The 24,798-nt window shown below is 44.3% G+C and carries 20 protein-coding genes and 1 rRNA gene; 10 read left to right on the top strand and 11 right to left on the bottom strand.

The genetic code is table 11. The features are described 5' to 3' along the window. Nucleotides 1-678, top strand: a 16S ribosomal RNA gene (locus NZ952_00785); the annotation flags it as partial. A 168-nt stretch (nucleotides 679-846) separates the two neighbouring features. Continuing rightward, nucleotides 847-2,736 carry an aldehyde ferredoxin oxidoreductase family protein gene (locus tag NZ952_00780; protein ID MCS7119735.1) on the top strand — a complete coding sequence of 630 codons (1,890 nt, stop codon included), beginning with the start codon at nucleotides 847-849 and terminating at the stop codon, nucleotides 2,734-2,736. On the opposite strand, the gene NZ952_00775 is transcribed toward NZ952_00780, so the two are convergent. Then, nucleotides 2,733-3,299 (bottom strand): macro domain-containing protein, encoded by a 567-nt coding sequence (locus NZ952_00775; protein MCS7119734.1) that lies wholly within the window; start codon nucleotides 3,297-3,299, stop codon nucleotides 2,733-2,735. The genes NZ952_00780 and NZ952_00775 overlap by 4 nt on opposite strands. A 193-nt stretch (nucleotides 3,300-3,492) precedes the next feature. On the opposite strand from NZ952_00775, the gene NZ952_00770 reads away from it, so the two are divergent. The 5 genes from NZ952_00770 to NZ952_00750 all read left to right on the top strand — a co-directional run bounded on the left by NZ952_00770 (nucleotide 3,493) and on the right by NZ952_00750 (nucleotide 10,317). Next, nucleotides 3,493-5,658 carry a rhamnogalacturonan lyase gene (locus NZ952_00770; protein MCS7119733.1) on the top strand — a complete coding sequence of 722 codons (2,166 nt, stop codon included), beginning with the start codon at nucleotides 3,493-3,495 and terminating at the stop codon, nucleotides 5,656-5,658. A 420-nt stretch (nucleotides 5,659-6,078) separates the two neighbouring features. Beyond that, nucleotides 6,079-7,038: a transglutaminase-like domain-containing protein gene (locus NZ952_00765; protein ID MCS7119732.1), complete on the top strand. Its 960-nt coding sequence runs from the start codon at nucleotides 6,079-6,081 to the stop codon at nucleotides 7,036-7,038. A gap of 65 nt (nucleotides 7,039-7,103) precedes the next feature. Beyond that, nucleotides 7,104-7,463, top strand: coding sequence for a 30S ribosomal protein S6e (locus NZ952_00760; protein ID MCS7119731.1), 360 nt, complete (start codon nucleotides 7,104-7,106; stop codon nucleotides 7,461-7,463). Between the two features lie 95 nt (nucleotides 7,464-7,558). Beyond that, the gene (locus tag NZ952_00755) at nucleotides 7,559-9,097 is read left to right on the top strand and encodes an FGGY-family carbohydrate kinase (GenBank protein MCS7119730.1); all 1,539 of its coding nucleotides are present in this window, start codon (nucleotides 7,559-7,561) and stop codon (nucleotides 9,095-9,097) included. Nucleotides 9,098-9,312: 215 nt separating this feature from the next. Next, nucleotides 9,313-10,317 carry a hypothetical protein gene (locus NZ952_00750; protein ID MCS7119729.1) on the top strand — a complete coding sequence of 335 codons (1,005 nt, stop codon included), beginning with the start codon at nucleotides 9,313-9,315 and terminating at the stop codon, nucleotides 10,315-10,317. Nucleotides 10,318-10,788: 471 nt separating this feature from the next. On the opposite strand, the gene NZ952_00745 is transcribed toward NZ952_00750, so the two are convergent. The 6 genes from NZ952_00745 to xylB form a co-directional block, all read right to left on the bottom strand. Beyond that, nucleotides 10,789-11,010: a UbiA family prenyltransferase gene (locus NZ952_00745; GenBank protein ID MCS7119728.1), complete on the bottom strand. Its 222-nt coding sequence runs from the start codon at nucleotides 11,008-11,010 to the stop codon at nucleotides 10,789-10,791. 437 nt (nucleotides 11,011-11,447) lie between these two features. Continuing rightward, a complete protein-coding gene (endA, locus tag NZ952_00740; GenBank protein MCS7119727.1) occupies nucleotides 11,448-12,005 on the bottom strand; it encodes a tRNA-intron lyase in 558 nt (185 codons plus the stop codon). 14 nt (nucleotides 12,006-12,019) lie between these two features. Further along, nucleotides 12,020-12,679, bottom strand: coding sequence for a DUF47 family protein (locus tag NZ952_00735; protein ID MCS7119726.1), 660 nt, complete (start codon nucleotides 12,677-12,679; stop codon nucleotides 12,020-12,022). Between the two features lie 98 nt (nucleotides 12,680-12,777). Further along, nucleotides 12,778-14,517, bottom strand: coding sequence for a glycine--tRNA ligase (gene glyS, locus NZ952_00730; protein ID MCS7119725.1), 1,740 nt, complete (start codon nucleotides 14,515-14,517; stop codon nucleotides 12,778-12,780). Nucleotides 14,518-14,590: 73 nt separating this feature from the next. Then, nucleotides 14,591-16,174 carry a tRNA uridine(34) 5-carboxymethylaminomethyl modification radical SAM/GNAT enzyme Elp3 gene (locus NZ952_00725; protein MCS7119724.1) on the bottom strand — a complete coding sequence of 528 codons (1,584 nt, stop codon included), beginning with the start codon at nucleotides 16,172-16,174 and terminating at the stop codon, nucleotides 14,591-14,593. Nucleotides 16,175-16,291: 117 nt separating this feature from the next. Further along, nucleotides 16,292-17,848: a xylulokinase gene (gene xylB / locus NZ952_00720; GenBank protein ID MCS7119723.1), complete on the bottom strand. Its 1,557-nt coding sequence runs from the start codon at nucleotides 17,846-17,848 to the stop codon at nucleotides 16,292-16,294. 83 nt (nucleotides 17,849-17,931) lie between these two features. Here xylB and NZ952_00715 point away from each other — a divergent pair, with 83 nt between their 5' ends. The 3 genes from NZ952_00715 to NZ952_00705 all read left to right on the top strand — a co-directional run bounded on the left by NZ952_00715 (nucleotide 17,932) and on the right by NZ952_00705 (nucleotide 19,807). Next, on the top strand, nucleotides 17,932-18,660 hold the full coding sequence (locus NZ952_00715) for a hypothetical protein (protein ID MCS7119722.1): 729 nt from the start codon (nucleotides 17,932-17,934) through the stop codon (nucleotides 18,658-18,660). Between the two features lie 43 nt (nucleotides 18,661-18,703). Next, nucleotides 18,704-19,159 (top strand): NAD(P)H-dependent oxidoreductase, encoded by a 456-nt coding sequence (locus NZ952_00710; protein MCS7119721.1) that lies wholly within the window; start codon nucleotides 18,704-18,706, stop codon nucleotides 19,157-19,159. A gap of 72 nt (nucleotides 19,160-19,231) precedes the next feature. Beyond that, complete coding sequence (locus NZ952_00705; GenBank protein ID MCS7119720.1) at nucleotides 19,232-19,807, top strand: flavodoxin family protein; 576 nt, start codon at nucleotides 19,232-19,234, stop codon at nucleotides 19,805-19,807. Between the two features lie 23 nt (nucleotides 19,808-19,830). Here the strand turns inward: NZ952_00705 and NZ952_00700 are convergent, their stop codons facing one another. The 4 genes from NZ952_00700 to NZ952_00685 form a co-directional block, all read right to left on the bottom strand. Continuing rightward, entirely contained in the window at nucleotides 19,831-21,342 is a 1,512-nt protein-coding gene (locus NZ952_00700) for an alpha-N-arabinofuranosidase (GenBank protein MCS7119719.1), read from the bottom strand. 114 nt (nucleotides 21,343-21,456) lie between these two features. Continuing rightward, a complete protein-coding gene (locus NZ952_00695) occupies nucleotides 21,457-22,989 on the bottom strand; it encodes a hypothetical protein (protein MCS7119718.1) in 1,533 nt (510 codons plus the stop codon). An 88-nt stretch (nucleotides 22,990-23,077) separates the two neighbouring features. Next, nucleotides 23,078-23,521 (bottom strand): DNA-binding protein, encoded by a 444-nt coding sequence (locus NZ952_00690; protein ID MCS7119717.1) that lies wholly within the window; start codon nucleotides 23,519-23,521, stop codon nucleotides 23,078-23,080. Nucleotides 23,522-23,600: 79 nt separating this feature from the next. After that, a complete protein-coding gene (locus NZ952_00685) occupies nucleotides 23,601-24,695 on the bottom strand; it encodes a tyrosine--tRNA ligase (protein ID MCS7119716.1) in 1,095 nt (364 codons plus the stop codon). Nucleotides 24,696-24,798 lie beyond the last annotated feature (103 nt).

The following is a 24,798-nucleotide window of genomic DNA, read 5'->3' as shown; positions in this document are numbered from 1 at the left end:
GCAGGGAAGCCGTTAAGCCCGCCGCCTGGGGAGTACGGCCGCAAGGCTGAAACTTAAAGGAATTGGCGGGGGAGCACCACAAGGGGTGAAGCTTGCGGTTTAATTGGAGTCAACGCCGGGAACCTTACCGGGGGCGACAGCTGGATGAAGGCCAGATTGAAGGTCTTGCCAGACTAGCTGAGAGGAGGTGCATGGCCGTCGCCAGTTCGTGCCGTGAGGTGTCCTGTTAAGTCAGGCAACGATCGAGACCCACGCCTCTTGTTGCCATCGGCACTCCGGAAGGAGGCCGGGCACACTAGAGGGACCGCCGCCGATAAGGCGGAGGAAGGAGTGGGCCACGGCAGGTCAGTATGCCCCGAATCTCCCGGGCCACACGCGAGCTGCAATGGCATGGACAATGGGATCCGACCCCGAAAGGGGAAGGTAATCCCTAAACCATGCCTCAGTTGGGATTGAGGGCTGCAACCCGCCCTCATGAATCGTGGAATCCCTAGTAATCGCGCGTCATCAGCGCGCGGTGAATACGTCCCCGCTCCTTGCACACACCGCCCGTCGCTCCATCCGAGTGGGGTCTAGATGAGACATAGCCCATAAGGACTATGTCGAATCTAGATTCCGCAAGGAGGGAGAAGTCGTAACAAGGTGGCCGTAGGGGAACCTGCGGCCGGATCACCTCCTAAGAAAAAATGGCTGATATTGGAAGCATGCGCCAAGCCCAAAAATTTTAATTTTTAGGTTTCATGTCTCTTAATGCTTTTATTTCGCCTTTACATCATTCTGCTATTAAAATGGATTATCTCCGCACGCTTGCTCGAAAACTGCGCTTCATAAACTGGAGGGAGGACTATGGGATTGTATGGCGGATATGTGGGCAGGATTCTAAGAGTTGACCTTATAAGAGAAAAGATCTCGACAAAGGAACTAGATGAAGACTTGTTGAGGAGGTTCATAGGTGGTAGCGGCTTAGGGGCTAAGATCTTATTTGATGAGACAGATAAGTCTACAGACCCCTTGGGGCCTGAGAATGTTTTAATATTCATGACCGGGCCGGTCACGGGCACTAGGGTTCCTTTGTCAGGCCGTTATCATGTGATCTCTAAGTCGCCTTTAACTGGAATATATGGGGAGAGCGACGCTGGCGGAAGCTGGGGTCCAGAACTGAAGAAGTCTGGATATGACGGGATAGTAATATATGGGAGGGCTTCGAAGCCAGTCTACATCTGGATAAATGATGGGCATGCGGAGTTAAAGGATGCAACTCATGTCTGGGGAACCGACACCTACACGGCGGATGAAATTCTAAGGAGAGAGACGGATTGTAAAGCTGTTGTTGCTTGCATCGGGCCCGCCGGGGAGAATCTTGTTAGATTAGCGGGCATAATGAACGATGGGAAACATGGAAGAGCCGCAGCGAGATGCGGGTTAGGCGCGGTCATGGGGTCGAAACTCCTAAAGGCGATAGTTGTGTATGGAACATATGAGATTGATATCGTTAATCCAGAGGCTCTTGAAAAGTCCGTGAAAGAGATTGCTCCCACCATTCTTGAGAAGGCCAAAAATATGCATGAATACGGAACCAGCGGCGGTATGACTGCAATCGAGTATGTCGGCGATTTGCCAATTAAGAATTGGAGGCAGGGTTCATGGGAGGAGGGAGCTGAAAGAATCTCTGGTCAAACAATGGCGAAAACCATTCTGAGCGGAAGATATTACTGCAGCGGCTGCATAATAGGCTGTGGGAGAGAAGTGAAGTTTGAAAGTTCTAAGTATGGTGCGGTGGAGGGTGCTGGTCCAGAGTATGAATCTCTTGCGATGCTTGGAGCAAATTGCCTCATCGACGACCTTGAGGCTCTAGCAAAAGCTAACGAACTCTGTAACCGTTATGGTTTGGACACGATTTCGACAGGTGCTGTTATAGCCTTCTCGATGGAAGCCTATGAGATGGGATTGATCTCCGAGGAGATTACGGATGGCATCCGGTTGGAGTGGGGAAATCCCGATGCCTTAATAGCCATGATACATAAGATTGCAAAAGGAGAAGGGTTAGGTAAACTTTTGGGTGAAGGAGTAAAAAGAGCATCTGAAAAACTTGGCGGACTATCTGCGGAATTTGCAATACACGTAAAGGGCCTGGAGCTTCCAGCACATGATCCGAGAGCATACTATAGCCAAGGCCTTTCTTATGCTGTTTCAAACCGCGGCGCATGCCATCTGCAAAGCCTAAGCCACATATTCGAGAGAAATGTTATTCTTCGCAGTCTAGGCTATACGGAGATCCAGGACCGCCACTCGGTCGAGGGAAAAGGGGTACTAGTCTCCAAAGCTCAAGATCTAATGTGTATGATGGATTCATTAAAGGTCTGCAAATTTATTCTCTTCGGCGGCGTTGAGCCAACCAATCTTGTTGATTGGCTGAACTGGGTTACAGGCATGAATATGGATTTTGCAGAATTCATGAAGACAGGGGAGCGTATATATAATTTGAAGAGACTTTACAACATCCGCGAAGGGGTCTCACGTAAAGATGATGTTCTTCCACCTAGGATATTGACTCATAAGAGAGGTGAGGGTGGGGCCGCGCAAAACCTACCTCCACTCGGCGAGCTTCTATCACAGTACTATGAATATAGAGGTTGGAGTGAAATGGGAATACCAAAACCCGAAAAGATTACCGAGCTAGGGTTAGAAAAAGAAGGGTCTTTCCTCAAACAGGTATGCCAAAAGAACCACGTCTAAACGGAATCTATGCAAGTTCCCGTACCACCGACGATTCTATTAAATGTTTCTTTAAAGATGTTTAATGTTTCATCATCGTAAAGACAGAATACTATTTCCTCGATATCTGTTCCAGCCTTTACATATGAAAGTGCTGCAGAAAGCATTGACTCAGCACAGATCTTTTTGGGTACGCCAAAGTATCCGGTGGAGATTGCTGGAAACGCTATACTTCGAAGCTTATGCTTATCGGCAAGTCTAAGGCAATTTGTAGTTATACTTTTTAGTTTCAAATCTTCATTGCCCTCACCGTAAATCGGCCCGACCGCATGTATCACATACTTTGCCTTCAGCTTTCCTCCTGTGGTTATGACAGCCTCGCCTACCGGAATCCTCCCCCGCTCAGCGATTATCCTCTCACATTCACTTTCTATCTCAGGACCACCCTTGCGTCTTATGGCCCCCGCGACTCCTCCCCCAAGCCTCAAGAACCCGTTCGCGGCATTTACGATTGCGTCAACCCTCAGCTCGGTTATGTCGCCCCTAACAAGCCTAATAACAGTATCACCTACAGAGACTTCCATTACTCGACGACCTTCACATGTCAACCTGATATAAAAAGGAGCACAACAGAATAAAACCTTATTCCCATAAACCTGCATAATGGAAAATATCGGATAGCCAATAAATGGTTCCATTTCTCTAAGGAGGCTTCAGGTCTGCCAGAGATTTAAGATTGGAACAAAGATATAAGAAAATGGAAAGAGAGAAATTATCTTGTGTAGTGTTATGCGGCCTTCAAGGGTAGGATTTGTTGATAGGCTCATTTTATTCACAATCTTGTCAGGATTTTTTATAGGCAATTCGATATTGAAACCTGTAGGTGTAAGGTTAGCTAATAATTTCGAGGGGGTCGAACCCAGCATCGAGAGTTATGTGAGAAATTTGATCGCCAATTCGAGTGCCGGAAGAGAGGTTGAAAACCTTGGAAGAGGACTCATCGCCATTTATCTTGGAGGCGGAAAAGTATATCTAACATGGCGCTTGCTTTATAGAGACCCGGTGAATGTGGGATTCAATGTTTACAGGACTGCGGGGGATGGAAGGCCTGAGAAACTCAATAGTGCTCCAATCACAAACGTGACAGACTTTATAGATGGAACTGTAGACATAACAAAACAGAATACGTACTATGTCTGCCCTGTAATTAATGGATCCGAGTTATCTCCTAGTATGCCTTTTACACTTCCAGCAAATCCACGGGTAAGAGACTATATTTCCATACATCTCAGAAACGATTCTTTAAACTTTAATGGCCAAGTCCAAGGAGCGAAACTTGCAGGCGTAGGAGACCTTGATGGCGACGGAGAATATGAATTCGTAGTTAAGAGAGGCGACCAAGATCTTGCCCCTTCACAGGTTTCGATTCCAGATCATCTCCCCCAAGAGACATACAAGCTCGAAGCATACAAACTAGACGGCACATTCCTATGGAGAGTTGACCTTGGCCCGAATATAAGGCCGGGTATAAAATACTCTCCATTCATCATTTTCGATCTCGACTGCGATGGGAGAGCTGAAGTAGCATGCAAGATTGGGGAGAACGCTTCGGTTTTAACTTCAAGCGGCGAGCTTATCAAGCTAGGTGACATAAATGGTGATAATATTACATTGTACTGCGATCATCTCGGGCGCCAGTATACTGGACCCGAGTATTTTGCGATAATAGATGGGAAGACTGGAGCGGTTTTGGCCCTGGATTCATGGATTGAGATGGGAGAATGGTCGGATTGGGGAGACGACTATGGGAACAGAGCTCACAAGCACCTCATGGCCGTCGCATATCTTGACGGGAAACGACCAAGTTTGATTGTTGCCCGCGGCATACATGCAACAGCGCAGGATGGTTCAACACCCCTGCGAAGAATATATGTTGAGGCTTGGAACTGGAGAAACGGCTCGCTGGAAAAAATTTGGAGATATGAAAGTAACCATACCGCCAGCGAGCGGGCTGAGGGTTATCATAATTTACGTGTAGGCGATATAGACGGTGATGGCAGAGATGAGATCATCTATGGTAGCATAGCCATAGATGACGATGGCCGAGAGTTGTGGATTACAGGTGAGGGGCATGGAGACAGAATTCACATGTCTGACATAGACCCCTCACGCCCAGGAAAGGAGATATGGTATGTGCAAGAGAACGCGCCTAATTATGGCATGCATCTAAGGGATGCTGCAACCGGCCATCTTATATGGGGGATATCGGAGACAAAAGATAAGGATGTGGGCAGAGGGTTAGCCGCTGATATAGACCCAAGATATTATGGTATGGAATGCTGGGCATCCGAGGGAAAGATTTACAGCTGCAGGGGAGAAACTGTCGCTGATATGCCGCAGGTTGACGGTGCAGGGAAAAAACCTGCAGTGTCCTGTAATTTTGCAATATGGTGGGACGCTGACATTCTCAGGGAGCTACTAGATGCAACATCAGTTTACAAGTATGATTATCAGAGAAACATTGTGAGTAAGATGCGAGATTTCTGGGGCGAACCTGGAGAGCGCAATGCGCCCATGGGGTATGGAGACATCCTAGGGGACTGGAGAGAGGAAGTATGGTATATATCAAAGGGCGAAACTATTGAACTGAGAATATACATTACAACTGTGAAGGCTGAGTTTAGACTTCCAACATTGATGCATGACCCCGACTATAGGATCAGCGTTGCTTGCGAGACCATGGGATACATGCAGGCGACTCAGCCCAGCTTCTATCTGGGAGCACCTCCGCCCGATCAAAGCAAGGGGGCAAGCGGATCCAGCGAACCTTCTTCTCCCTATATGCTGAATCTCGTAATAGCAGCAGTTTTAATCGCAATCGGAGTCACGGCTTCAACAATTGCATGCAGGCTTATCTTGAAGAGGAGGGTGGCCGATAAGTGAAGCGAAAAACGGAAATGCGCAATTACTCAGCAGAGGAGAAGATTTCCCATCTGTCATAACTCCGTCCTATTCTTCCATACCATATCCTGAAAGCCTATTGCGGTCCATATCTGAAAAGAGCTTATAAAAAAATTAAAGCATAAATCCGTCCTTCCTTATTCAATCTTCTGGTAAGCCATGATGGCATCGAATAGTACAGAGCAAAAATGCTTAAAATCTTCCAAGGTATGGTTTACCTTTCTCCTTTTCACGATACTCGCTAGCACACTATTTCTAACTAACTTTACAGGCATCATCCCGAAGCATGAGCCCCAAGGAGAGAGGTATTTCAGAATTACCTTTCGCGTCACCCTAGTCAATTCTAATAGTGGAGGAGCCGTTTGGAATCTTACTGAGAATGACCAAATAGTAGGGCTTTTCATGAACAACAGTCGGCAGACGGTGTACCTCACAAATCTTTCTCATCCATTATTAAGGATCGATGAAGATATGGATGGCAACCCAGTTGCCCTCATGGATCTGACAAATGTATTACAGCCGAACGAGAATATTACTTATGAGGTTGCCTACACTGTTGTCTTGAAGCCTTACCCTAAACCCAACATTTCTGAGAACCTTTCAGGAAGTTTGAATGAGATTTCAGAGTCATATAGGAGCCTTTATTGTGTTCCTAATGGACCATGGCTTCTGAACCATACGGATCTTATTGGACTCGCATTTGAACTTGCCGGGGAAGAGAAAAACGTACTCAAAATATTAAGTTCCTTCATAAGATGGATAAATGAAAATATCAGGTATGGAAGTGATGAGGTGCCCAGATACCCTAATGAGACGCTCATCGAAAAGGTTGGAGACTGTGATGATCAGGCTAATCTTCTTATTTCTCTCTGCAGGATAGTCGGTATTCCAGCATATCTTCAGATAGGTTGCATCTACCTGCCTGGTAGACAGCCACTTGTGTTAAGGTATTGGGGAGGAAGCCTAATCCTAAATCTTACAAGGATAGGCTGGCATGGTTGGGCAATGGTTTATGTCCCACCTTGGGGCTGGCTTCCAGTAGATCTGACCTATGTAATCGGTGACGGTATTTATAAAGATCCCTTAAACGCCATCAGAAACTCCGCTCTGTTCACACAGCCAACCGTTCAATACGCAAACGTCACTAAATACAATTATGTGGGGGAAACGAGATACATGAGAGATTACCTAACCACTTGGAACTTCCAGATAATCGAGTCGGACGAGATGGTGGAAGAAAGCGTCATGCAGACAACGGGCTTTCCCTCTATGGAAGTCCGCATCCTCTCGGCATTAGTAATATGCCTGGCCACGTTTATTGCTAAGGAGCCTAAGTTATCTTTTTCTAGAAGCCCATCTTAGAGAACACTTATAAATGAATATATCTCCAGATATCGGCATAATATAAGGAGATAGGATGAGGGATCATGGCAAAATTCAAGATAATAATATCTGATCCTGAGACAGGCAAGTCAAGCGTTGTGGAGGTTGAAGGCAGTAGGGCAGCCCCATTAGTTGGGAGAAGAATAGGAGAAGTAATAGACGGTTCAGTGGCGGGTCTACCTGGACATAAACTAGAAATTACAGGAGGATCCGACATCTCAGGTTTCCCCATGAGACCAGATGTTCACGGGGGAGTGAAATCTCAGGTGCTACTTAGTGGAGGAATAGGTTACAAACCGAGGAATAAAGGTGTGAGGAAAAGGAAGACTATAAGAGGGAACATGATAACAGAGGATACAGTCCAAGTAAATGTAAAAATAGTTGAAAGACCGAAGAAATCGTGACCCATACTCAACTTGAACTGATCTATTACGTTGTAGCAGACTCCACAATTCTTCTTTAATGATGAAATCACGATCTGAATAGGTGTGGCATAAAGGTGTATCTTATAGGAACGGATATTGGAACGTTGGGGACAAAATCAATACTTGTCGACGTCGAGGGAACGAAGATCTCCGCCGCCTTCCGAGAGTATGGGGTTCTGACACCTAAGCCGGGGTGGGCTGAACAATGGCCAGATGTATGGTTTGATGCTGTATGCGAGACCATCAGATCGCTGATAAGCCAGTCAAAGGTCAAGCCTGAAGAGATTTTAGGCGTCTGTATCAGCGGGTTGTATGGCGGAAGTGGGATTCCCTGCGACAAGCAAATGAAGCCCTTGAGACCCTGTATCATCTGGGCGGATAGAAGAGCCGGCAAGGAATGTGAGGAGGTAAAATCGAAGATTTCAGTCGACGAGATCTTTAAAATAACGGGCAACATTGTTGACCCATACTTCGGTTACACGAAGATGCTTTGGATAAAGAATAATGAGCCGAAAATATGGAATAGAATCTCGCAGATGGTCACCCCCAACGCATACTGCATCTATAAGCTGACTGGGCAGATCTCGATAGACTATTCTAGCGCTGGCAATTACGGCGGCATTTACAACATTAGGAAGAACACATGGTCTGAAGAGATGATGCAAACCTTAGGCATTCCGAGAGAATTCTTTCCCGAAAAAATTTATAGATCTAAGGATGTAGTCGGAGAAGTTACAAGGGATGGCGAGAGACTAACTGGCTTGAAGAGAGGCACCCCGGTCTGTGCTGGGGGTATCGACGCGCCTGTAAGCGCACTGAGCGTGGGAGCCCTCCAAGACGGAGACGCGGCCATCATGCTTGGAACATCGATGTGTAACGGCTTCATCAGCAATGAACAAAGGCTCTCGCCCAAGATGATAAACTACCCATACGTAGCAAATGACCCAGAAACCCAGTACTCATTTTCAGGTCTTCTGACCGCGGGATACTGCATAAGATGGTTCAGAGATAACCTAGCAAAACACGATGCAAAGATAGCAGAGGAATTGGGTCAAAGCGCCTACGCCATGCTTGACCAAGAAGCTGAGAAAATTCCGCCGGGCTCAGAAGGACTAATCTTCCTACCGCACATGATGATAGGTGAAAGAGCACCATACTGGGACAATTATGTGAGCGGAGCAGTATTCGGGCTAACCATCTATCACACAAAAGCGCATCTATTCAGAGCTTTCCTCGAAGGAGTAGCATACGCATTAAGGTATAGCCTAGAAACATCCAAAGAAGCGGGAATCATCCCCAGAAGATGCATCCTAGTAGATGGAGGTGCAAAATCCAAACTTTGGCGCAAAATAATCTCAGATGTCACAGGAATGAAAATGATATACATAAAGAATGCGCCAGGAGCCCCCTTAGGAGACGCGCTTCTTGCTGGAGTCGGAACAAAAGCTATCGACGACTTTGAAGCCATTCAGAATTGGCTTGAAGCAACCGAAACAACGGAACCCGATCCCTATAATAAGAAAATCTACGATGAATCTTACAAACTTTTTAGAGAGATAGAGAAAAATAATGCGGAAATTTATAGGAGACTAATATCCATGAAAAGAATCTAAAGTCTAATTAATTAGTTGTCAATTGCAAGAATCACGCTTTTTAGTCTTACTCGTCCATTAGCACACATAATATTCACATAATATTCTACGTGATGGTCAAAATAGTTTCTGAAAACATATTCCAAATATCTCTCTTAATTTCTTATCTTTTATAAAGAGGACTCTCAAGAAATCTGTTATGCTATATTCGCAGTGTTCAACATTTAGAGGATCATATGGAAAAGATGCGAAAAACAGTATCGTACGATACTGACGGGCAATCATTAGATAGAAAAGGGCAGGATGAGGACTTAATAATCTATACCGAGTTAGAGAGATTATTTACGGCGGCGGCGAGCGTAGATGCATTAAAAATATTTTATGCCGCAAAAGACGGCATATCAAATTCCACTAGAATAATAACCGATCTTAATCTAACTCCCAAAAAATATTACACCAATTTGAGAAGACTTATCGAGGCAGGTCTTGTGGAAAAAGTGAATGGGGTGTATAAACTGACGAAATTTGGAGAAATAAGCTTCAGACATTTTGAAGCTCTTAAAATAGCAGTAACATATAAGGATCGACTCAAGCTGATCGATGGATTAAATAAAGCAAACCACATTAAACTCGAAGAACTCGAAGAAATTGTTCGCATTATCTTGAGAGATGCAAATTTGATAGCAGACGAAAGAATTTCTGATCTTGCTGGTCCGATTAGAATAGCTGATACTTGGGATAAAGTCGTAAATGATTTGGTAGAGTATATAGATCGAGCAAATGATACTATTCATTTTGCATCGCAATATTTCGATTTGAAGGTTATTGATGCCATAGCAAGAGCATGTGACAGAAATGTAACAATGTATCTTATGACCAGTGAAAAAGAGATCTTACAAAAAAGACTTCAAATGGTGTTACGGGCAATATTGATTAGTCCAAAATCTCTTTCTTCGCTGATTTCTTTGCTGCATTCACCAAACATAAATATACGCTACGGAGAGCTTCCACATACTTTGTTTATAGGTGATAGTAAAATGGTAATGGTTGAAGTGACTCATCCATATTCCAATTCTTTTTCTCTTGCTTTCTTTTTCCAAAGCGAAAGATTAAGCAGAAGACTTTTACAATCATTTAAAGCAATGTGGGACAGAGGTTGCGACATTAAACCACTTGTTTCTCATAATCTAAAAGTATCGGTTGGCCACATTCCTAAAGAGGAAGATAACCTAAAATCATAGAGAGATACAGTAATCATATAGACAAACCCTGTTCGTGTCAGCTGCGCATATTTCCCTTGTTCTATACCATTTAGCAATGGAAACATATTTTTAAGGACCATTCCGCTTATAGCGACTACAACTATCGGCAGAATCATATTAAACCCAAAATAGACATATGTTAGAGGAGTTAATGTCATAATTACTAGAAAGAAAAATATTACGAGCTCCAATCTGCGCTTCCAGCTCAGAAGGGTTGCTAATGATTTAACTCCGTATTTTTGATCTTCAACAATATCAGTTATGTCTCTAAACGCAGGCATTGAAAAAAGGAGTGCATCCCATAAAATTGCACTAAAAATCACTGTTGACGGTAGGGAACCCAAAATATATGCCCACAAGTATTGCTAATGACATCCCAACTGAGGGTGTTGCCTCTCTTATTATGGTTCTCCTCTTCAAATATATGTGTGGATTTGAGTAGGCATTAAATTAAGAAAACCAAAGTAGTGAAAGAAGTAACATATTAAAACCTATAAGTATTGATAATCCAAATGCAATTAAAGCCGTAGTATACACAAATACCATTAACTCCTCTTTCGCGACAGCTCCAGATGCATGGGGGCGATTTTTCTTTTGAGGATTGAGTCTATCTAATTCAACATCCACGATATTATTGTAGACATATACACAAAGAGATAAGAAAAAGTTGATAGAAGAGCCAAAATAAGTTGATTACCGGGGCTTCCATGACTGGCCATTAATGCGCCCGTCGCACATACCCAAGGATAAGCAAAAGTATTACATTAAGAAAACTTGCAAAAATCTATGAATCTTCATAGCTGCCGAAGTCTCTAGACTTACACTTTCAATAATTTTTAATTATGCATTAAGACAATAAAAGAATTTTGTAAATCCAGTTTTTAGCATGGAGATTTATTCTCAATCGCAAACACATAAGTGAAAAAATATTAAGGCAGACACTAGCAAAGCGATATTTTCAGTTGAACATGGACCTTCTAACTAAAAAATCGAATACTAGCACTAAACGGGATTAGTACGAGTTATACGGTGCTCTCCAGAAGTTTGAATATTCCTGAAAATATTTCATTTATTTTGCCTCTAATCATTTCCATCGGGGCGTTTTACATCTAAGCTTTGAACCATTTGAAGATGAGGTATTGGATTTTGTTTTCTTCTAGGTCTGGGACCGCGATTATGAACCGTTTTTTGACTGTTGTTGCTAGTCTTCCGGCTTTGACGATGTCTGTGGCTGAGATTTTGTCTTTTCGGCTTTTTACTGAAACCATGTATGGTGCGTGGTCGATTCCTGGACCTTGTTTGTATACGACGAAGTCGCATCCATACTTAACACCTGGTGCTACTATTAGTCCCTGTTTCCTGAGGTCTTTGTAGACCATGTATCGGAGGTCGAACTGTTCGAATAGTTTCCTAGCTCTTGTTCTTAGAGTTTTTATGCTTAGTCTCTTCTTTTCCGGACCCTCGATGACTTTTATTAGGCGTTCTTCTGCCAAGTATAGCCCTTCTATGAGGTCGAGGATAAGGGGGACTTCGAATTCTGCGGTTTTAGGTTTAGGTATTCCTAGGGGTTTGCCGTAGAAGCCTAGCTTGAAGAGTTTGGATCCTTCTTCCGGATTCCATATTATTAGGGAGTTTTCGACGAATTCAGCTGTGAATATTTTTTGCATTTGGGGTTTTACCTCTAGACTGCGAAGGCTAGAATCCTTGCGGCGTCTGAAGCGTCTTCAATCTTGTCGGCCATGTCCTCTAGTAGTTGGATAATGTCTCTTGCCATAAGCAACGTTGAGATCTCCATCTTACTGTTCAGAAGATTTACTTCGAGCTCCCGGTATATGTTGTCTACATTTCTTTCAGCCATCTCTACATCCTTGGCCTTCTCTTGAACCATTGGTGATCCATAATTTAGCATTAGGAAGGTATCCCTCAATTTCGATGCGGTTTCGAAGACTGCGGCAGCGAGGTTGCTCATGCCTTTCTTCAGATCTGGCGGAATCTCCCAGCCTCTATGAACGATCTCCATTATCCTGAATGATATGCCTTTACAGAAGTCGGCTATCTCGCTTGTGACATCAGTGAATCTTAGAAAGTCTTCTCTGTTTAGCAGTATAGCACCTATCTCAACGAGCTCCTGTGCAACCGCCCTCTTAGAGTTGTCCACCTCGTCCCCAAGCTTCTGTATCTCCTCATGAAGTTGAGAGAGTGATGATTTATCATTCTGCAAGAAGGCGTCCATAAGCTGTACAGTTTTCCGATACGCCTCAATAACTATCCTTAAATGATCCTGGCAGAGACGGAGCGCCCTCCTCTTCGCTCGATTTTCTGCCTCCATTGGAAAGACCATGTCAACATCAGCCCCTCATCGATACCTCACAGCATATCGTCAACCCTATATTACTGCGAGAAAACTTAAAAACCTAACTAAACATGAATCCATCAAAATTAATCGCCCAAATCGTCGAACCTCACTTTCCGCTGCAAGTATTTATGCAGAAGGCTAGGCAGAACACCAGCGTCCACTCTAACTTGTCTCCAAGAGTCTCTATCTCTCAGAGTAACAGTCTCATTTTTCAAAGTCTCGTAGTCGATAGTAACGCAGATTGGAGTGCCGATTTCATCGAATCTAGCGTACCTCTTCCCAATAGAGCCAGATTCATCATACTCGGCGATGAAACCTTCCTCTATTAGGTTAAGGTGAATCTTCTTTGCCTTCTCTGGCAGTCCGTCCTTACTGACCAAAGGAAGGACCGCAACCTCTACGGGTGCGATATCAGGCGGCAGCTCAAGAATCACTCTTCCCCTCTTTTGTGTGTATGCGTACTCCAAGGCTACGTAGGCAAGTCTATCTGAACCGAAACTGGGTTCAATCACGTGTGGTATGAAGCGGCGACCATGCTCTTGAACCCGCATCTCTGCGATTTCGACATGTTCTGGAAGAATCTTGAAGCCATCTATCTGGGAGAAGCCCTGCTTTCTGAAGTCTTCCCCCATCTTTCTTGCGTCTGCCTTGGAGACTAGTTCTAAAACCTTTGGCGTTTCATCCTTGAATGTCAGCCTGATCCTTGATTGAATAGGCTTTACTATTAACTCTGTTCTCTCCGTCTTTGTTCCTTCAGGCTTGAATACTTTCATATCGACGCCACTCTCTCTCATGTGTCCCGACAGGTCGTAGTCGGTTCTATAGTTGAAGCCCGCAACCTCCACCCACCCCCAACGGTCAAGATACACCTCCTGATCGAACCCTTGGGCAGAATAATGTGCCCTCTCCCATGGGAGCTTCTCAATAAACCTCTGCTTATCATCTGGAACCCCTAATTCACTTAGAAACCTTTTTGCCAATGCCATAAAGTAGGCCTGCCACTCCATCACTATGTAGCCTCTGTTAATTGCTTCTTTTACGGCGACTTCAACCGGATCTTCGCATCCCTCAAGACGATTCTTTGCCAGGACAAGCCTCATTATTTCGTCTGCCACCTCTTCTAAGCAAGGACATTGCGGGTTTGCGGGATCAATGAAAAACTCCAAATCAATAATCGTGAACTCTCTGAGCCTGATTGGCCCCTGCCTTGGGCTTATCTCATTTCTCAGTGCGTGTCCAATTGTGGCAAACCCTATTGGGAGACGCTCCCGGACCTGTTCATATAAACGTTTGAACTCTGAGAAGATTCCCTGAGCCGCTTCAGGACGACCGTACCCAATAGCATCTGAGTAAGGTCCAATCGTAGTCTTGAACATTGTTAAGAAATACTGCGGCTCGGATAATAATCCTCCGCAGTCAGGGCACTTGACCCCCTGGTTTCTGATAGTCTCCTCTATTGCGGCTAGATCCATTTTCTCAATCTCTTGCTGGCTTAGATCAGTAGATCCCTCTAACAGGTGGTCCGCTCTAAATCTCCTTTTACATTTTAAACATTCAACCATGGGCTCTTTGAAGTGTTCAAGATGACCTGAAGCCTTGAAGATCTTCTCAGGCGTTATTATCGGTGTCTCTACCTCATAGAAGTTATGTCGCTGCAAGAACATCCTTCTAAACTTGTCCTCTATCTTCCTTTTCATTATCGAGCCGAATGGCCCCCAGCTGATGAACCCGCTTGCCCCTCCATATATCTCAAATGAGGGCCAAAAGAACCCTCTGCGACGTGCCAATTCATTCACAAGCTCATATTTATCAATTGACTTCACGGTAGATATCGTCCTCCAATCTGCTGCCGATCACCCTTCAACATGTGCTTCAAGAATATTAAATTTCTCCGAATCAAATGTTCTTGCTCATATAGGGCCCGGCATAATCATAGCCTAACCGTTTATAATAAGTCTTTGTTCCCAATGCGCTGGTTACCAATATCTTTCTGGCCCCATAATCTCGGCTGACATCTTCTGCCTTCTGCACTAGGAGCCTACCAAACCCCCTATGTTGATATGCTCCAACATACTTCTCTCCAACCGGAACTAGGGGACCACATATATGTAACTCGCGTATTAGCGAGACATCCTCGCCCTTGATTTCAGGTCTATGCGCATACTCTGATGGCATTCTGAGCCTAAGATAACCAATTAAAATGTCTCGCTCAATGTCCTCACAGGAGATAAAGAATTCAATACCATCTGAGGCTTCATATTGCCTCGTCACGATTTCCACCCTATCCAAATCCGGCATCACATTCTCCTTCAACCATCTATGCCCAACTTCACGGCATCTTATACACCTGCATTTCGCATTCTCTTGCCTGAGCCTTTCCAGCACAAGTTCTCTCAGGTTACTCTTTTTTACCCCGGCTTTGATCACATAAGCTGGTACATCCCTTTGAACCCGCATTATTCTGATCCATTCAGGCACGAGTTTTTTGACCTCAGCTATCAGCCGTACCGCTTCTTCGGTCGTATATGGCTCATATCTACCCTCCCTCCACCAGTCGTGGATCTTTGTACCTTCAATTACTAGGCACGGGTATATCTTTATCATATCCGGCTTGAAATTTGGATCCGTGAAGATCCTCTTGAAGCCTTCTAAGTCACGTTCGAAGCTCGAGCCTGGAAGACCGGGCATCATATGGTATCCCACTTTTAGTCCGGAGTCTTTGAGAATTCTTGTGGCCTCAATCACGTCCTTAACTGTGTGACCTCGATTTACAATCCTGTATACATCATCATAGATGTTCTGAACGCCTAATTCTACACGTGTAACCCCAAGTGATAGCATGTGGTCGACGTGAATTTCTTTCGCCCAGTCTGGGCGCGTCTCTACTGTTATGCCAACGTTCCTAATTTTACCCGTCTCAGCAATCTTCTTCGCCTCTTCAAGCGTGTTTGAAGAAACACCATTCAATGCGTCCAAGCACCCCTTCACAAAAAATCTCTGATAGTCAAGGGGGGTGCCTGGAAAAGTCCCTCCCATAATTATTAATTCAACCTTATCGACGGGATGTCCAATCGCTTCATACTGTGCTAATCGATGTTTAACCTGTCTGAAGGGATCATAATCGTTTTGTGCGCCTCTCAATGAAGCAGGCTCTAAGCCGGTATAGCTTTGGGGAACCCCGTGTGACGGACCACCTGGACAGTAGGCGCATGGTTCCCCCTGCGGGCACGGCCAAGGCTTCGTCATCACAGCAACGATTGTCACGCCAGAGGCTGTTCTAACAGCCTTTCTCCTTAAAATCTTGAGAATCTTAGGCTTCTCATTATCTTCTGCACATTTCATGATTTCCGAGTTTGAGGGGACCGAGGTCAGACCATACTTCTCAGCAATCCTTGCCTTGATTAGGTTAACATCTTCCGAATCGAGGTCTCCATGTTCTAACAGGTCCTCTATGATTTCCCTACACGCTTCAAAGGTCACTATGATCAAAGATTATTGATTTCTATTGAAACATAAAAACACTATCACTCAAAATCCCCAACTGACCAATACCTTTTCAAAGTGTTTATCTCGAGATGACCAGCTGATGGTGTTACTCTACCCGCCTCTTGCTCCTCCAACATACTGCTCCAAGAATGATCTATGTTTTCTAAATACTCTTCGTAGGCTTCTGCTCAGCTCATCATGGATTTTTTGAAGATTCCTGTAAACTTTGACATTCTTGGTTTTTGGGGAGAGACGTGAGTTCTCATCAACCTTAACATATCTTTCAGTTACTTCCTGAATAGTCACCTTATGGCCAATAAAGTTCTTATATGTCCATAATGCTTGCAATGCAGCGCCAAACGCTGCTCCTTCATCAATTTCTAAACAGACGACATCTACTTCGAAGATGTCCGCGGCGATTTGACGCCAAGCCTTATTCTTTGAGCCGCCGCCAGTAAGCCTAATTTCTTCAGGTCTAATTCCAAGCTCTCTCATCTTGTTCAATCCATAGTTCATCCCCAAAGTCGCACCTTCCATTGAAGCCCGCATAATATGCGCCTTATCATAAGTTTTGCTATTCAGCCCGAAAAAGACACCTGTACCATCCGGCACGTTTGGCGTTCTCTCCCCCTCAAAATATGGCAAGAGAATGAGACCGTCTGAGCCTGGAGGAGCCATTTCAGTTACCCCTAATAAGTCGTCATGTGAGAGACCGAAAAGGTTTCTAGCGAACTCTGTAGCTACCGTTACATTCATTGTGCAGAGAAGCGGCAGCCACGCATTGGTTGAGTCGCAGAAGCAGGCAATTTCGCCTTCAGGATCCACTATGGGAACGTCTGAGTATGCATATATTGTGCCTGATGTGCCTAAACTAGCCGTTACAATCCCTTTCCTTGTGTTCCCTGTGCCTATAGCACCCATCATATTATCTCCTCCACCTGCGCTGACTAGAACATCATCTTTAAAGCCAAATTTCTCCGCGATTTCCCGCCTTATGAAGCCTACTGGCTTATCAGAACTTTGGACTGGCGGAAGCTTTTCCTCAAGACCAGGATCAATTGTCTCCAATACTTTCATACACCATGTCCTAGTCCTAACATTCATTAAAGCAGTTCCTGAAGCATCACCGTACTCCATCACTTTTCTGCCAGTCAAGTAAAAATTCACATAATCATGAGGAAGAAGAATTGTTCTAAGCTTCCTAAAGTTCATGGGCTCGTGTCGCTTTAACCAAAGAATCTTTGAGGCTGTGAATCCTGGTGGAATAGACAGCCCCAGAAGCTCGATCACGGATCTTTTACCGCCTAGCTTTCGTATCAGGTACTTACATTCGTTCACTGTGCTCGTATCGTTCCAGAGCTTTGCAGGTCTTATGACGTTACCTTTCTCATCCAAGGGGACAAGCCCATGTTGCTGCCCAGAAACTCCAATGGCCCTTACCCTCGCAGGATCTATACTCGCTTCTTTCAAACACATCTTTATAGTTAAGCGTAGAGCCTCTATCCAGACAGAGGGGTCTTGCTCCTTATGACCAGGGGGCAATCCTTCGATAAGCCCATAGCCCTGTGAAGCTTTTGCTAAAACTCTTCCTGACTCTCCATCGAAAACTATCGTTTTAGTGCTCTGGGTTCCAACGTCAACTCCTATATATAAACCTTCTTCAGTCATGTTTTAAACTCCTGATCACTTGGGCTATAAGTAAATATTACCTTTAACATCTAAATATTTTTCAAATCTGAAGTGAAGGAAACATGCAAATATCTCTTTCAATATTCGAGCTGGAATCTGATCTTAGGAGACACATCGGCAATCTAAACTTATCGAGGTCGTGGGTTTTGATAAATCAATTAGTGAAGACTGGTAATCTTCGCACAGTTCACATTGATATTATGAGACCATCACTGATTCCGAGCACCACATCGTTTCCAATTCCGCTCATAAGACAACTATATGAGATGCTCCGTGACAAGATACCTTTAGACCTTCATTTCATGGTAAAAAACCCTTTTCCAATAATTTGGAAAATCAACAATTTCATGCTAGAAGAAGATCGCGAGGAGACTGTCATCTTTATACAGAGAGAATCATTCAAATCGGAGGAGGAAACTATTAGGGCATTAAATCTCCTGAGAAAGTATGGATACTCAGCAGGCATATGTATCAACCTCCCAACACCATTCAAGTTGCTTACAGCAGACATTATCAATGCAGCCGATCATGTATTGCTCATGTCTGTTCCAATGGGCCGCGGAGGACAGAAATTTTGTGAAGAGGCAAAAGAGAGGATTAGCACGATCGTGGAATCCTATCCTGAAACGACTGTCTGGGTTGACGGGGGCATAAATGAGCAAACAATCATCAAAGTTTTTGAGGCTGGAGCGAAGGTTGCTGTAGTAGGTTCATTCCTAACAAGAAGTGCTGAACCCGAGAGGACTTTGATGAATCTCTATGCAAGCTTAAGAAAAAGGCAAAAACCATAAACCTTTTCCATTACTAGTAGTTTTATGAGTTGAGGTAAAGATAATGGTCGAGGTGCTAATTCTTTATTACTCGAGAACTGGCAAGACAGAATTATTGGCGAAGGCTGTAGCCGATGGAGTTGGCAAAGTTGAGGGAGCTAAAGCGAAGGTCAAGCGTGTGGAAGATGCATCCATTGAAGATTTCATCAAATGTGATGCCGTATCATTCGGCTCCCCGAATTATTTTGGATATATGAGTGGATTAATGAAGGACTTCTTTGATAGAGCATGGAACATTAGGGATAAGGTCGCGGGAAAACCCGCAGCCGCATTCACGTCGGGAGGAGGCCCAAGTAACTCTGCACTCTTAAGCTTGGAAAGGATGATGGATGCATTTAGACTCAAAAAGATAGCTGAAGGGATTGTCTCAAGCGGTTATCCGACAAGTAAAGATCTTGACTCATGCAGAAAACTCGGCGAGGCTCTGGCGTTAGCGGCATTGAAAAGCAAGGCAGGGTGAACGAGTGGCATCTAATCCATGGACCGAAACTTATAATATATCTTAATACCTCCCTTCTTTTGGGGTAATGCCATGATTTATATAGTTGGTATTGTTGGAAGCCCTCGTATAGGCGGCAACACTGAAATCTTCGTTTCGGAGGCCCTTAAGGCAGCTCAAGCTGAAGGGGCTGAGACAGAGCTGTTAAGGTTGTGCGACAAGGAGATTAGGCCATGTGATGGATGCTTCTCATGCAGGAGGACTGGGGAATGCCAAATAAAAGACGATTTTCAGCAGGTATTCGAAAAGATGGTTAAGGCTGACGGCATAATCTTGGCATCACCTGTCTACGTCGGTTCCTCTACGCCTCAGATTAAGGCACTGATCGACAGAGCCGCTCTCGTATCCGGCGCCAAGGGGAGGATACTTGAGAATAAGGTTGGCGGAGCAATGGTTGTCGCAAGAAGGGCAGGGCACAACTTCACATTTGCGGAGCTTCTATTCTTCTTCCTACATCAGGGGATGATTGTTCCTGGATCGACATATTGGAATATCGCCTTCGGGAGAGAGAAGGGGGATGTTTTAAAAGATGAGGAAGGCCTTAGAACGGCTGCGAATTTTGGAAAGAAGATTGTTTGGCTAATAAAAAAGATAAAGAGTCCGCAATGATGAAAGCACCGACCTACCATCCGCTATGACAAGTATAGTATTAATCGACTTACGGAATGCTTTGGAGCAGTATAGTCGAAGGTGTGGCCTCTTGCTTTTATCTTCTCCTCACGCGGCGAAACCTTATCTGGACTGTGAAAGTCGTTATGGTCTTGTAGATTATCAGCCGTCAGCACGGATAATCTTGTTTCCGCAACTTCTTTCCCTCCCGTCAGACTAATAGCAACTTCAAGATCCTCCAGACTCTGATTGAGTAATGTCAGGATTATTTGCCCACCATCTTTGCTTAGAGACGCGGACGCATCTAAGGCTTGCAGAGGCTTAATCCTCTCAGACTTGAATCTCTGGTGCCGCTCCTCGATCCTCGGCAGTTCCTTGACGACCGGTGATTCATAATTCACTTTTAGCGCATAGTTTCCCATATGTTCCTTGTACAGTGCGAAGACATGATATGTTGGGGTGACAATAGTTTGCTCCCCCCGCGTAAGAAAGAGGCTCTGTAGAACATTAACGGTCTGTGCCAGATTAGCCATTACGACCTTTCTACAATATTTGGTAAAAAGGTTTAATACTGCCCCGGCAAGGAGCGCGTCGCGAAGTGTGTTCTGCTGGTACAGTCCAGTTTCAACCGTCGCTTGGGGATGCCAAGTCCCCCACTCATCAACCACGACTCCTATATCCTTGCGTCCCTCTGCGAAATATTCAACGACATTGATTGCCTGCTGGATCTGGTATTCTAGGTTCTGCACGTCAAGCATTAGATTGAAGTAATCTTCTTCTGTGAAGTTTGTGTCTCCGCCGAACTTAGGAAAGTAATAGTGTATTGATAGATGATCGATGAGGTTTATGTGATTTCGAAGGTTCTCCATGAACTTATAATTCCAGTCTCTTGAAATATGTCCACATGCAATCAGCTGTACTGAAGGATCAATCTTTTTAAGGTATGTCGCAAACCTCCTGTATTCCCAGGCGTAATAGACTGGGTCGAAAGACCCGCCACATCCCCAATTCTCATTTCCGACGCCCCAATATTTAACCCCGTAGGGATCTTTAGACCCATTTTTGCTTCTTAAATCGCTATATTCAGACTTGCCAGCGTAATTGCAATACTCAAGCCATGCAGCAGCCTCGGCCGGGCTTCCTGATCCAACGTTCACACATATGTACGGCTCAGCGTTCACGTATCTGCAGAACTTTATGAACTCGTCTGTTCCGAACTCGTTTGTTTCTTCTCCGCCCCACCAGATATTCAGTCTTCTTGGGCGTTTCTCAGATGGGCCTATCCCATCTTGCCAATGGTATTGGTCGGCAAAGCAGCCTCCAGGCCATCTTATCACAGGCGGATTGACGGCTCTAAATTTCTCTACGACATCTTTTCTTAGACCATCAACATTTGGGATCTTTGAAGATTTTCCGACCCAGATTCCGGGGTATATGCATCTTCCTAGATGCTCAATAAAGTGGCCAAAGATGTTAGGACTTATAGAGCCCAATATATTGTCAACACTTATTTTTAATGTTCCTTTCTTGACCATCCTTTTCACCACTCTGCGAGATATGCATATCTAACAAGCCTTGGAGGATAATATATAACTTTGTATAGCCTTCCCAACGAGGTTGGGAATGAAATTAACCCTATGCATCAGCCATTAACTTTTAGGCACTACTAAGTCTTTCGCAATCCTTTCAAAGGAGATCTTTGCATCCTCATCTTTGAAACAGGCTCTGTCCTCCTTGATCACTATCCTATCTAATATTCTCTTAGGAACCTCGAAGCCAGGCTTAACCCAAAACTCTTTTGCAGAGTTATCCGAAAAGACTGAGTGAAGCCCCAATACGACCTTTAAGGTGTTAGTTTCTCCAATTTTGGAAAGCCATTGTAAAGCTTCCTCAGACCATATGATCTTGCCAGCAAACGAGAAAAATGAAATGCCGAATTTCCTTTCGTTAAAGGATAGTTTTCCGTTATTGTCTACGTAGCCTTTCCCAGCATATTCCGCTAGGATTTGATGCCCAAGAATTAGGCAGGCACCTTCGCGGAAGATAGGCGCGAATTCTGGATCCGCTGAAAACTCATCTATGAGAGGTTCATGGGTCTTTGTGTTATGCTCAGTCCCATTAAATACAGGAAAACCATGTCTCTTCGCTGTGATCAAAATCTCTGATAGTCTTTCTCGCGTATTTCTTTTCGGGATCACCTCAATGGCGTATATTTTATAATCCTCAAGCTCATCGAGCAGCTTGTCTAAGTCAGCTTCTCTCTCTGTTATGGGGTTTCCTAGCACTGGATAGGTGGGGATCGCCCCGTAATCTAAGAAAAGTTTTACAATACTTTCTATGCTTGGGAACGCCTCAGGCGGTTCCTCAACGTAGGCTGGGCCTCCTGCCTTTAGAAGAGTATTCCTTATGAGGTCTTGGAACTTGTCTTCACGTTGTAAAGCCGCTTCATCAAAATCCCCTAGGAGCATCGCCAAGAATTCCTTAAGTTCTTCGGTCTTACTGAATCTCTTTTTCAGTTTTTCGGCAATGGCTTGGGCAACATGCCTCTCAGTTACATTCCCTCTAGGCGTGAACTTTAAAACTTCTTCAAAATCCAACTTCAGGAAAGGATCGAACTGGCTTAGAAAAATGCTTGCCTTCTCAGTCATCTCTCGGCATCTCTCCCTAAAAGCCCGCCTCATAGTCTGAAGAAGTTTATCGCTTGCTGACCCTGGTTTAAGGTTGCGTGTTATACCCTTTCCGCATAAGTACACCCTACCAGGATTTTTTGGATCATTATACCTAGCCCCTTCATTCTTTGCCTCCTGGGACATAGCCATAGCTTCAATGTTGAAAGTAGCCTTTAGCCCTAATATTTTGCAAGCCTCTTTGAACTCTTTATGCCCATCAATCGTGTAATGGTCGTTTATGCCCAATATTTCTATGCCTGATCTATAGCCAACCCAAGCGGCCTCAGACGGGGAACGGAAAACACTGAAAGACTCGCTCGTGTGAATATGCACATTAACACCGTATCTCCTCTCGGGTTTGCTGAGGATACCGGCCGTTTCCAGTCTTTTAAGCTCCCTCAACGCTTCTAACCGCGTCAGTGGACTTTCTATTCCATCATAGTTCAACTCACCCTTCTGTGGTTTAGCTAAAAGTTCAATCAGATAATTGGCATCCCAATTCTTCAACGCCATAATCGCCACCTTAACTTATAGTCAATGAGGTTAAGTAGAATAATAAAAAATGTCTCTATGTATCATCGGGTCTTGCGGCACCTTTCGCTTACTTGTTATCCTCTATATTAGTCAGTCTTTTCACCTGGTCACTTTCCCTAACCCTCTTCAAATTGAGCGATTTCAATTCAATTATCACGATTTCAGCCACATATAGTGTTCTGCAACCTTTCTCAAGATGCCCTCCATAAGCCTTCTTCGAGTCGGAAACAACTATATGAAGATGGGGTTCACCAGCAACTATTAATCCGCATATGGAAAGAACTTCCATGGGCTCGTCATTTAACGTTACAAACAAGTTCTCAGGCGGGAATGTTGTTGAAGTAACCATATGAGCACTGTAGCGATCTAATGTACCGACAGCCGAGACCACTACGCCTTCCTTGACCCCTTCCTTCTCTACAAGGTCCATGATGCTCTCAAGCACATAATCCCCAGGATCCAGCCTTAAGACGAAGATTCTACCAATATCTTTGGTGGAAAAATATCTCACTTTACTTCACCTTTCCAAGCATTTATGCCAGCCTGTGCATAGTTTTTAATGTTCCTTTCTCCACTTCTAAAGACTATAATCATCTTGTCATTTCAATTTTCTCAAGTTCTTCTAATGTTTCAGACTTCCTTCGAAAATGCTCTCTGACTGGTTCTAAGATCTCAATTAGCGCCTCTGCAACGCTGCTCTTCAAATCTAATGGATGCACTTCACCTCTAAGGTATGCCGCTCGAAGTTCCTCATAATTCTCAAAAACTATTGATCCGCCATATTTTGATGGACGCTGAATCTCCATATTCCCGCATATTGGAAATATGATGTACTGGGCATGCTCTAGGACAGGGTTTCCTTCTTCCTGTCTGGGTGGACAGTAAGCGTTCATCATCTTTTTTCTTATCTCTTCAGGAGGGTCATGAACAAATATGCAGCTCTCAGGCTTACTCTTTGACATCTTGGACATTAACCGCCGGTTTAAGGCGCTGTCTTCGTCAAAAAGGCCTTCATGCACATTAATACCTTCAGGCTTTTGCAGCCCTAAGAGCAGCGGGGTGTGAATGCACACAGGCTTCCTCCAGCCAACTTTTTCCGCAACATCCCTAGCTAGCATATGCGCTTTTCTCTGATCGATACCTCCAACAGCGACGTCAAGATCCATATGAAAGATATCTGCAACCTGCATGCATGGATAAAGTAACCATGCAGTCTCAATATCCGAGGAATCCATTTCTCTACCCATTATTGTCAAAGACCTTCTAACTCTAAGTAACGATGAGGATTTAGCAATTCTAACAACCTTTTCCCAGTATTCAACATCTCCTACAATATCTGAGGCCCAAACAACCTTCACTCCACTAGTAATTACTCCGAGGGCCTCAAAGCACTCTTTAAAATACTCTCCCGCTAAACGTATATTTTCCATCTTTCCGCCTAATTTGTTGTTGATCCAGCTGTGCCAATCGGCTAAAAATATTATGAAGTCGAACCCAGCCTTGACCATATCCTTAATTTTCGAGCCGCATATAAGACCCATGCCTACATGCATGAAGCCGGAACATTCGAAGCCCCAGTAGGCTTTCGGTCTACTCTTTGTTTCTAGAAGACTATGGAGCTCCTCTCTCGTTACGATTTCTTCCGTGTTTCGCACGATGAGATTCAATTTACCATTAATATCCAATCATGTTTCCCTTCCGACTAGTCGATTTGATATTATTCAAAAGTTCTTATATTCCGATTATTTTAACTTTATAAATAATGAGATGCATTAATTTGCGATTACG

Source organism: Candidatus Bathyarchaeota archaeon (genome assembly GCA_025059045.1).
Classification (GTDB): domain Archaea; phylum Thermoproteota; class Bathyarchaeia; order Bathyarchaeales; family DTEX01; genus JANXEA01.
The sequence above is the reverse complement of the archived record's forward strand: the minus strand, read 5'-3'. Positions and strand labels throughout refer to the sequence as shown.

Excerpts from the sequence above, each read along its gene's own strand:
- NZ952_00780 (MCS7119735.1), top strand. The coding sequence starts at position 847 with ATGGGATTGTATGGCGGATATGTGGGCAGGATTCTAAGAGTTGACCTT.
- NZ952_00775 (MCS7119734.1), bottom strand. The coding sequence starts at position 3,299 with ATGGAAGTCTCTGTAGGTGATACTGTTATTAGGCTTGTTAGGGGCGAC.
- NZ952_00765 (MCS7119732.1), top strand. The coding sequence starts at position 6,079 with ATGAACAACAGTCGGCAGACGGTGTACCTCACAAATCTTTCTCATCCA.
- NZ952_00760 (MCS7119731.1), top strand. The coding sequence starts at position 7,104 with ATGGCAAAATTCAAGATAATAATATCTGATCCTGAGACAGGCAAGTCA.
- NZ952_00750 (MCS7119729.1), top strand. The coding sequence starts at position 9,313 with ATGGAAAAGATGCGAAAAACAGTATCGTACGATACTGACGGGCAATCA.
- endA (MCS7119727.1), bottom strand. The coding sequence starts at position 12,005 with ATGCAAAAAATATTCACAGCTGAATTCGTCGAAAACTCCCTAATAATA.
- NZ952_00735 (MCS7119726.1), bottom strand. The coding sequence starts at position 12,679 with ATGGTCTTTCCAATGGAGGCAGAAAATCGAGCGAAGAGGAGGGCGCTC.
- xylB (MCS7119723.1), bottom strand. The coding sequence starts at position 17,848 with ATGACTGAAGAAGGTTTATATATAGGAGTTGACGTTGGAACCCAGAGC.
- NZ952_00715 (MCS7119722.1), top strand. The coding sequence starts at position 17,932 with ATGCAAATATCTCTTTCAATATTCGAGCTGGAATCTGATCTTAGGAGA.
- NZ952_00710 (MCS7119721.1), top strand. The coding sequence starts at position 18,704 with ATGGTCGAGGTGCTAATTCTTTATTACTCGAGAACTGGCAAGACAGAA.
- NZ952_00705 (MCS7119720.1), top strand. The coding sequence starts at position 19,232 with ATGATTTATATAGTTGGTATTGTTGGAAGCCCTCGTATAGGCGGCAAC.
- NZ952_00700 (MCS7119719.1), bottom strand. The coding sequence starts at position 21,342 with ATGGTCAAGAAAGGAACATTAAAAATAAGTGTTGACAATATATTGGGC.
- NZ952_00695 (MCS7119718.1), bottom strand. The coding sequence starts at position 22,989 with ATGGCGTTGAAGAATTGGGATGCCAATTATCTGATTGAACTTTTAGCT.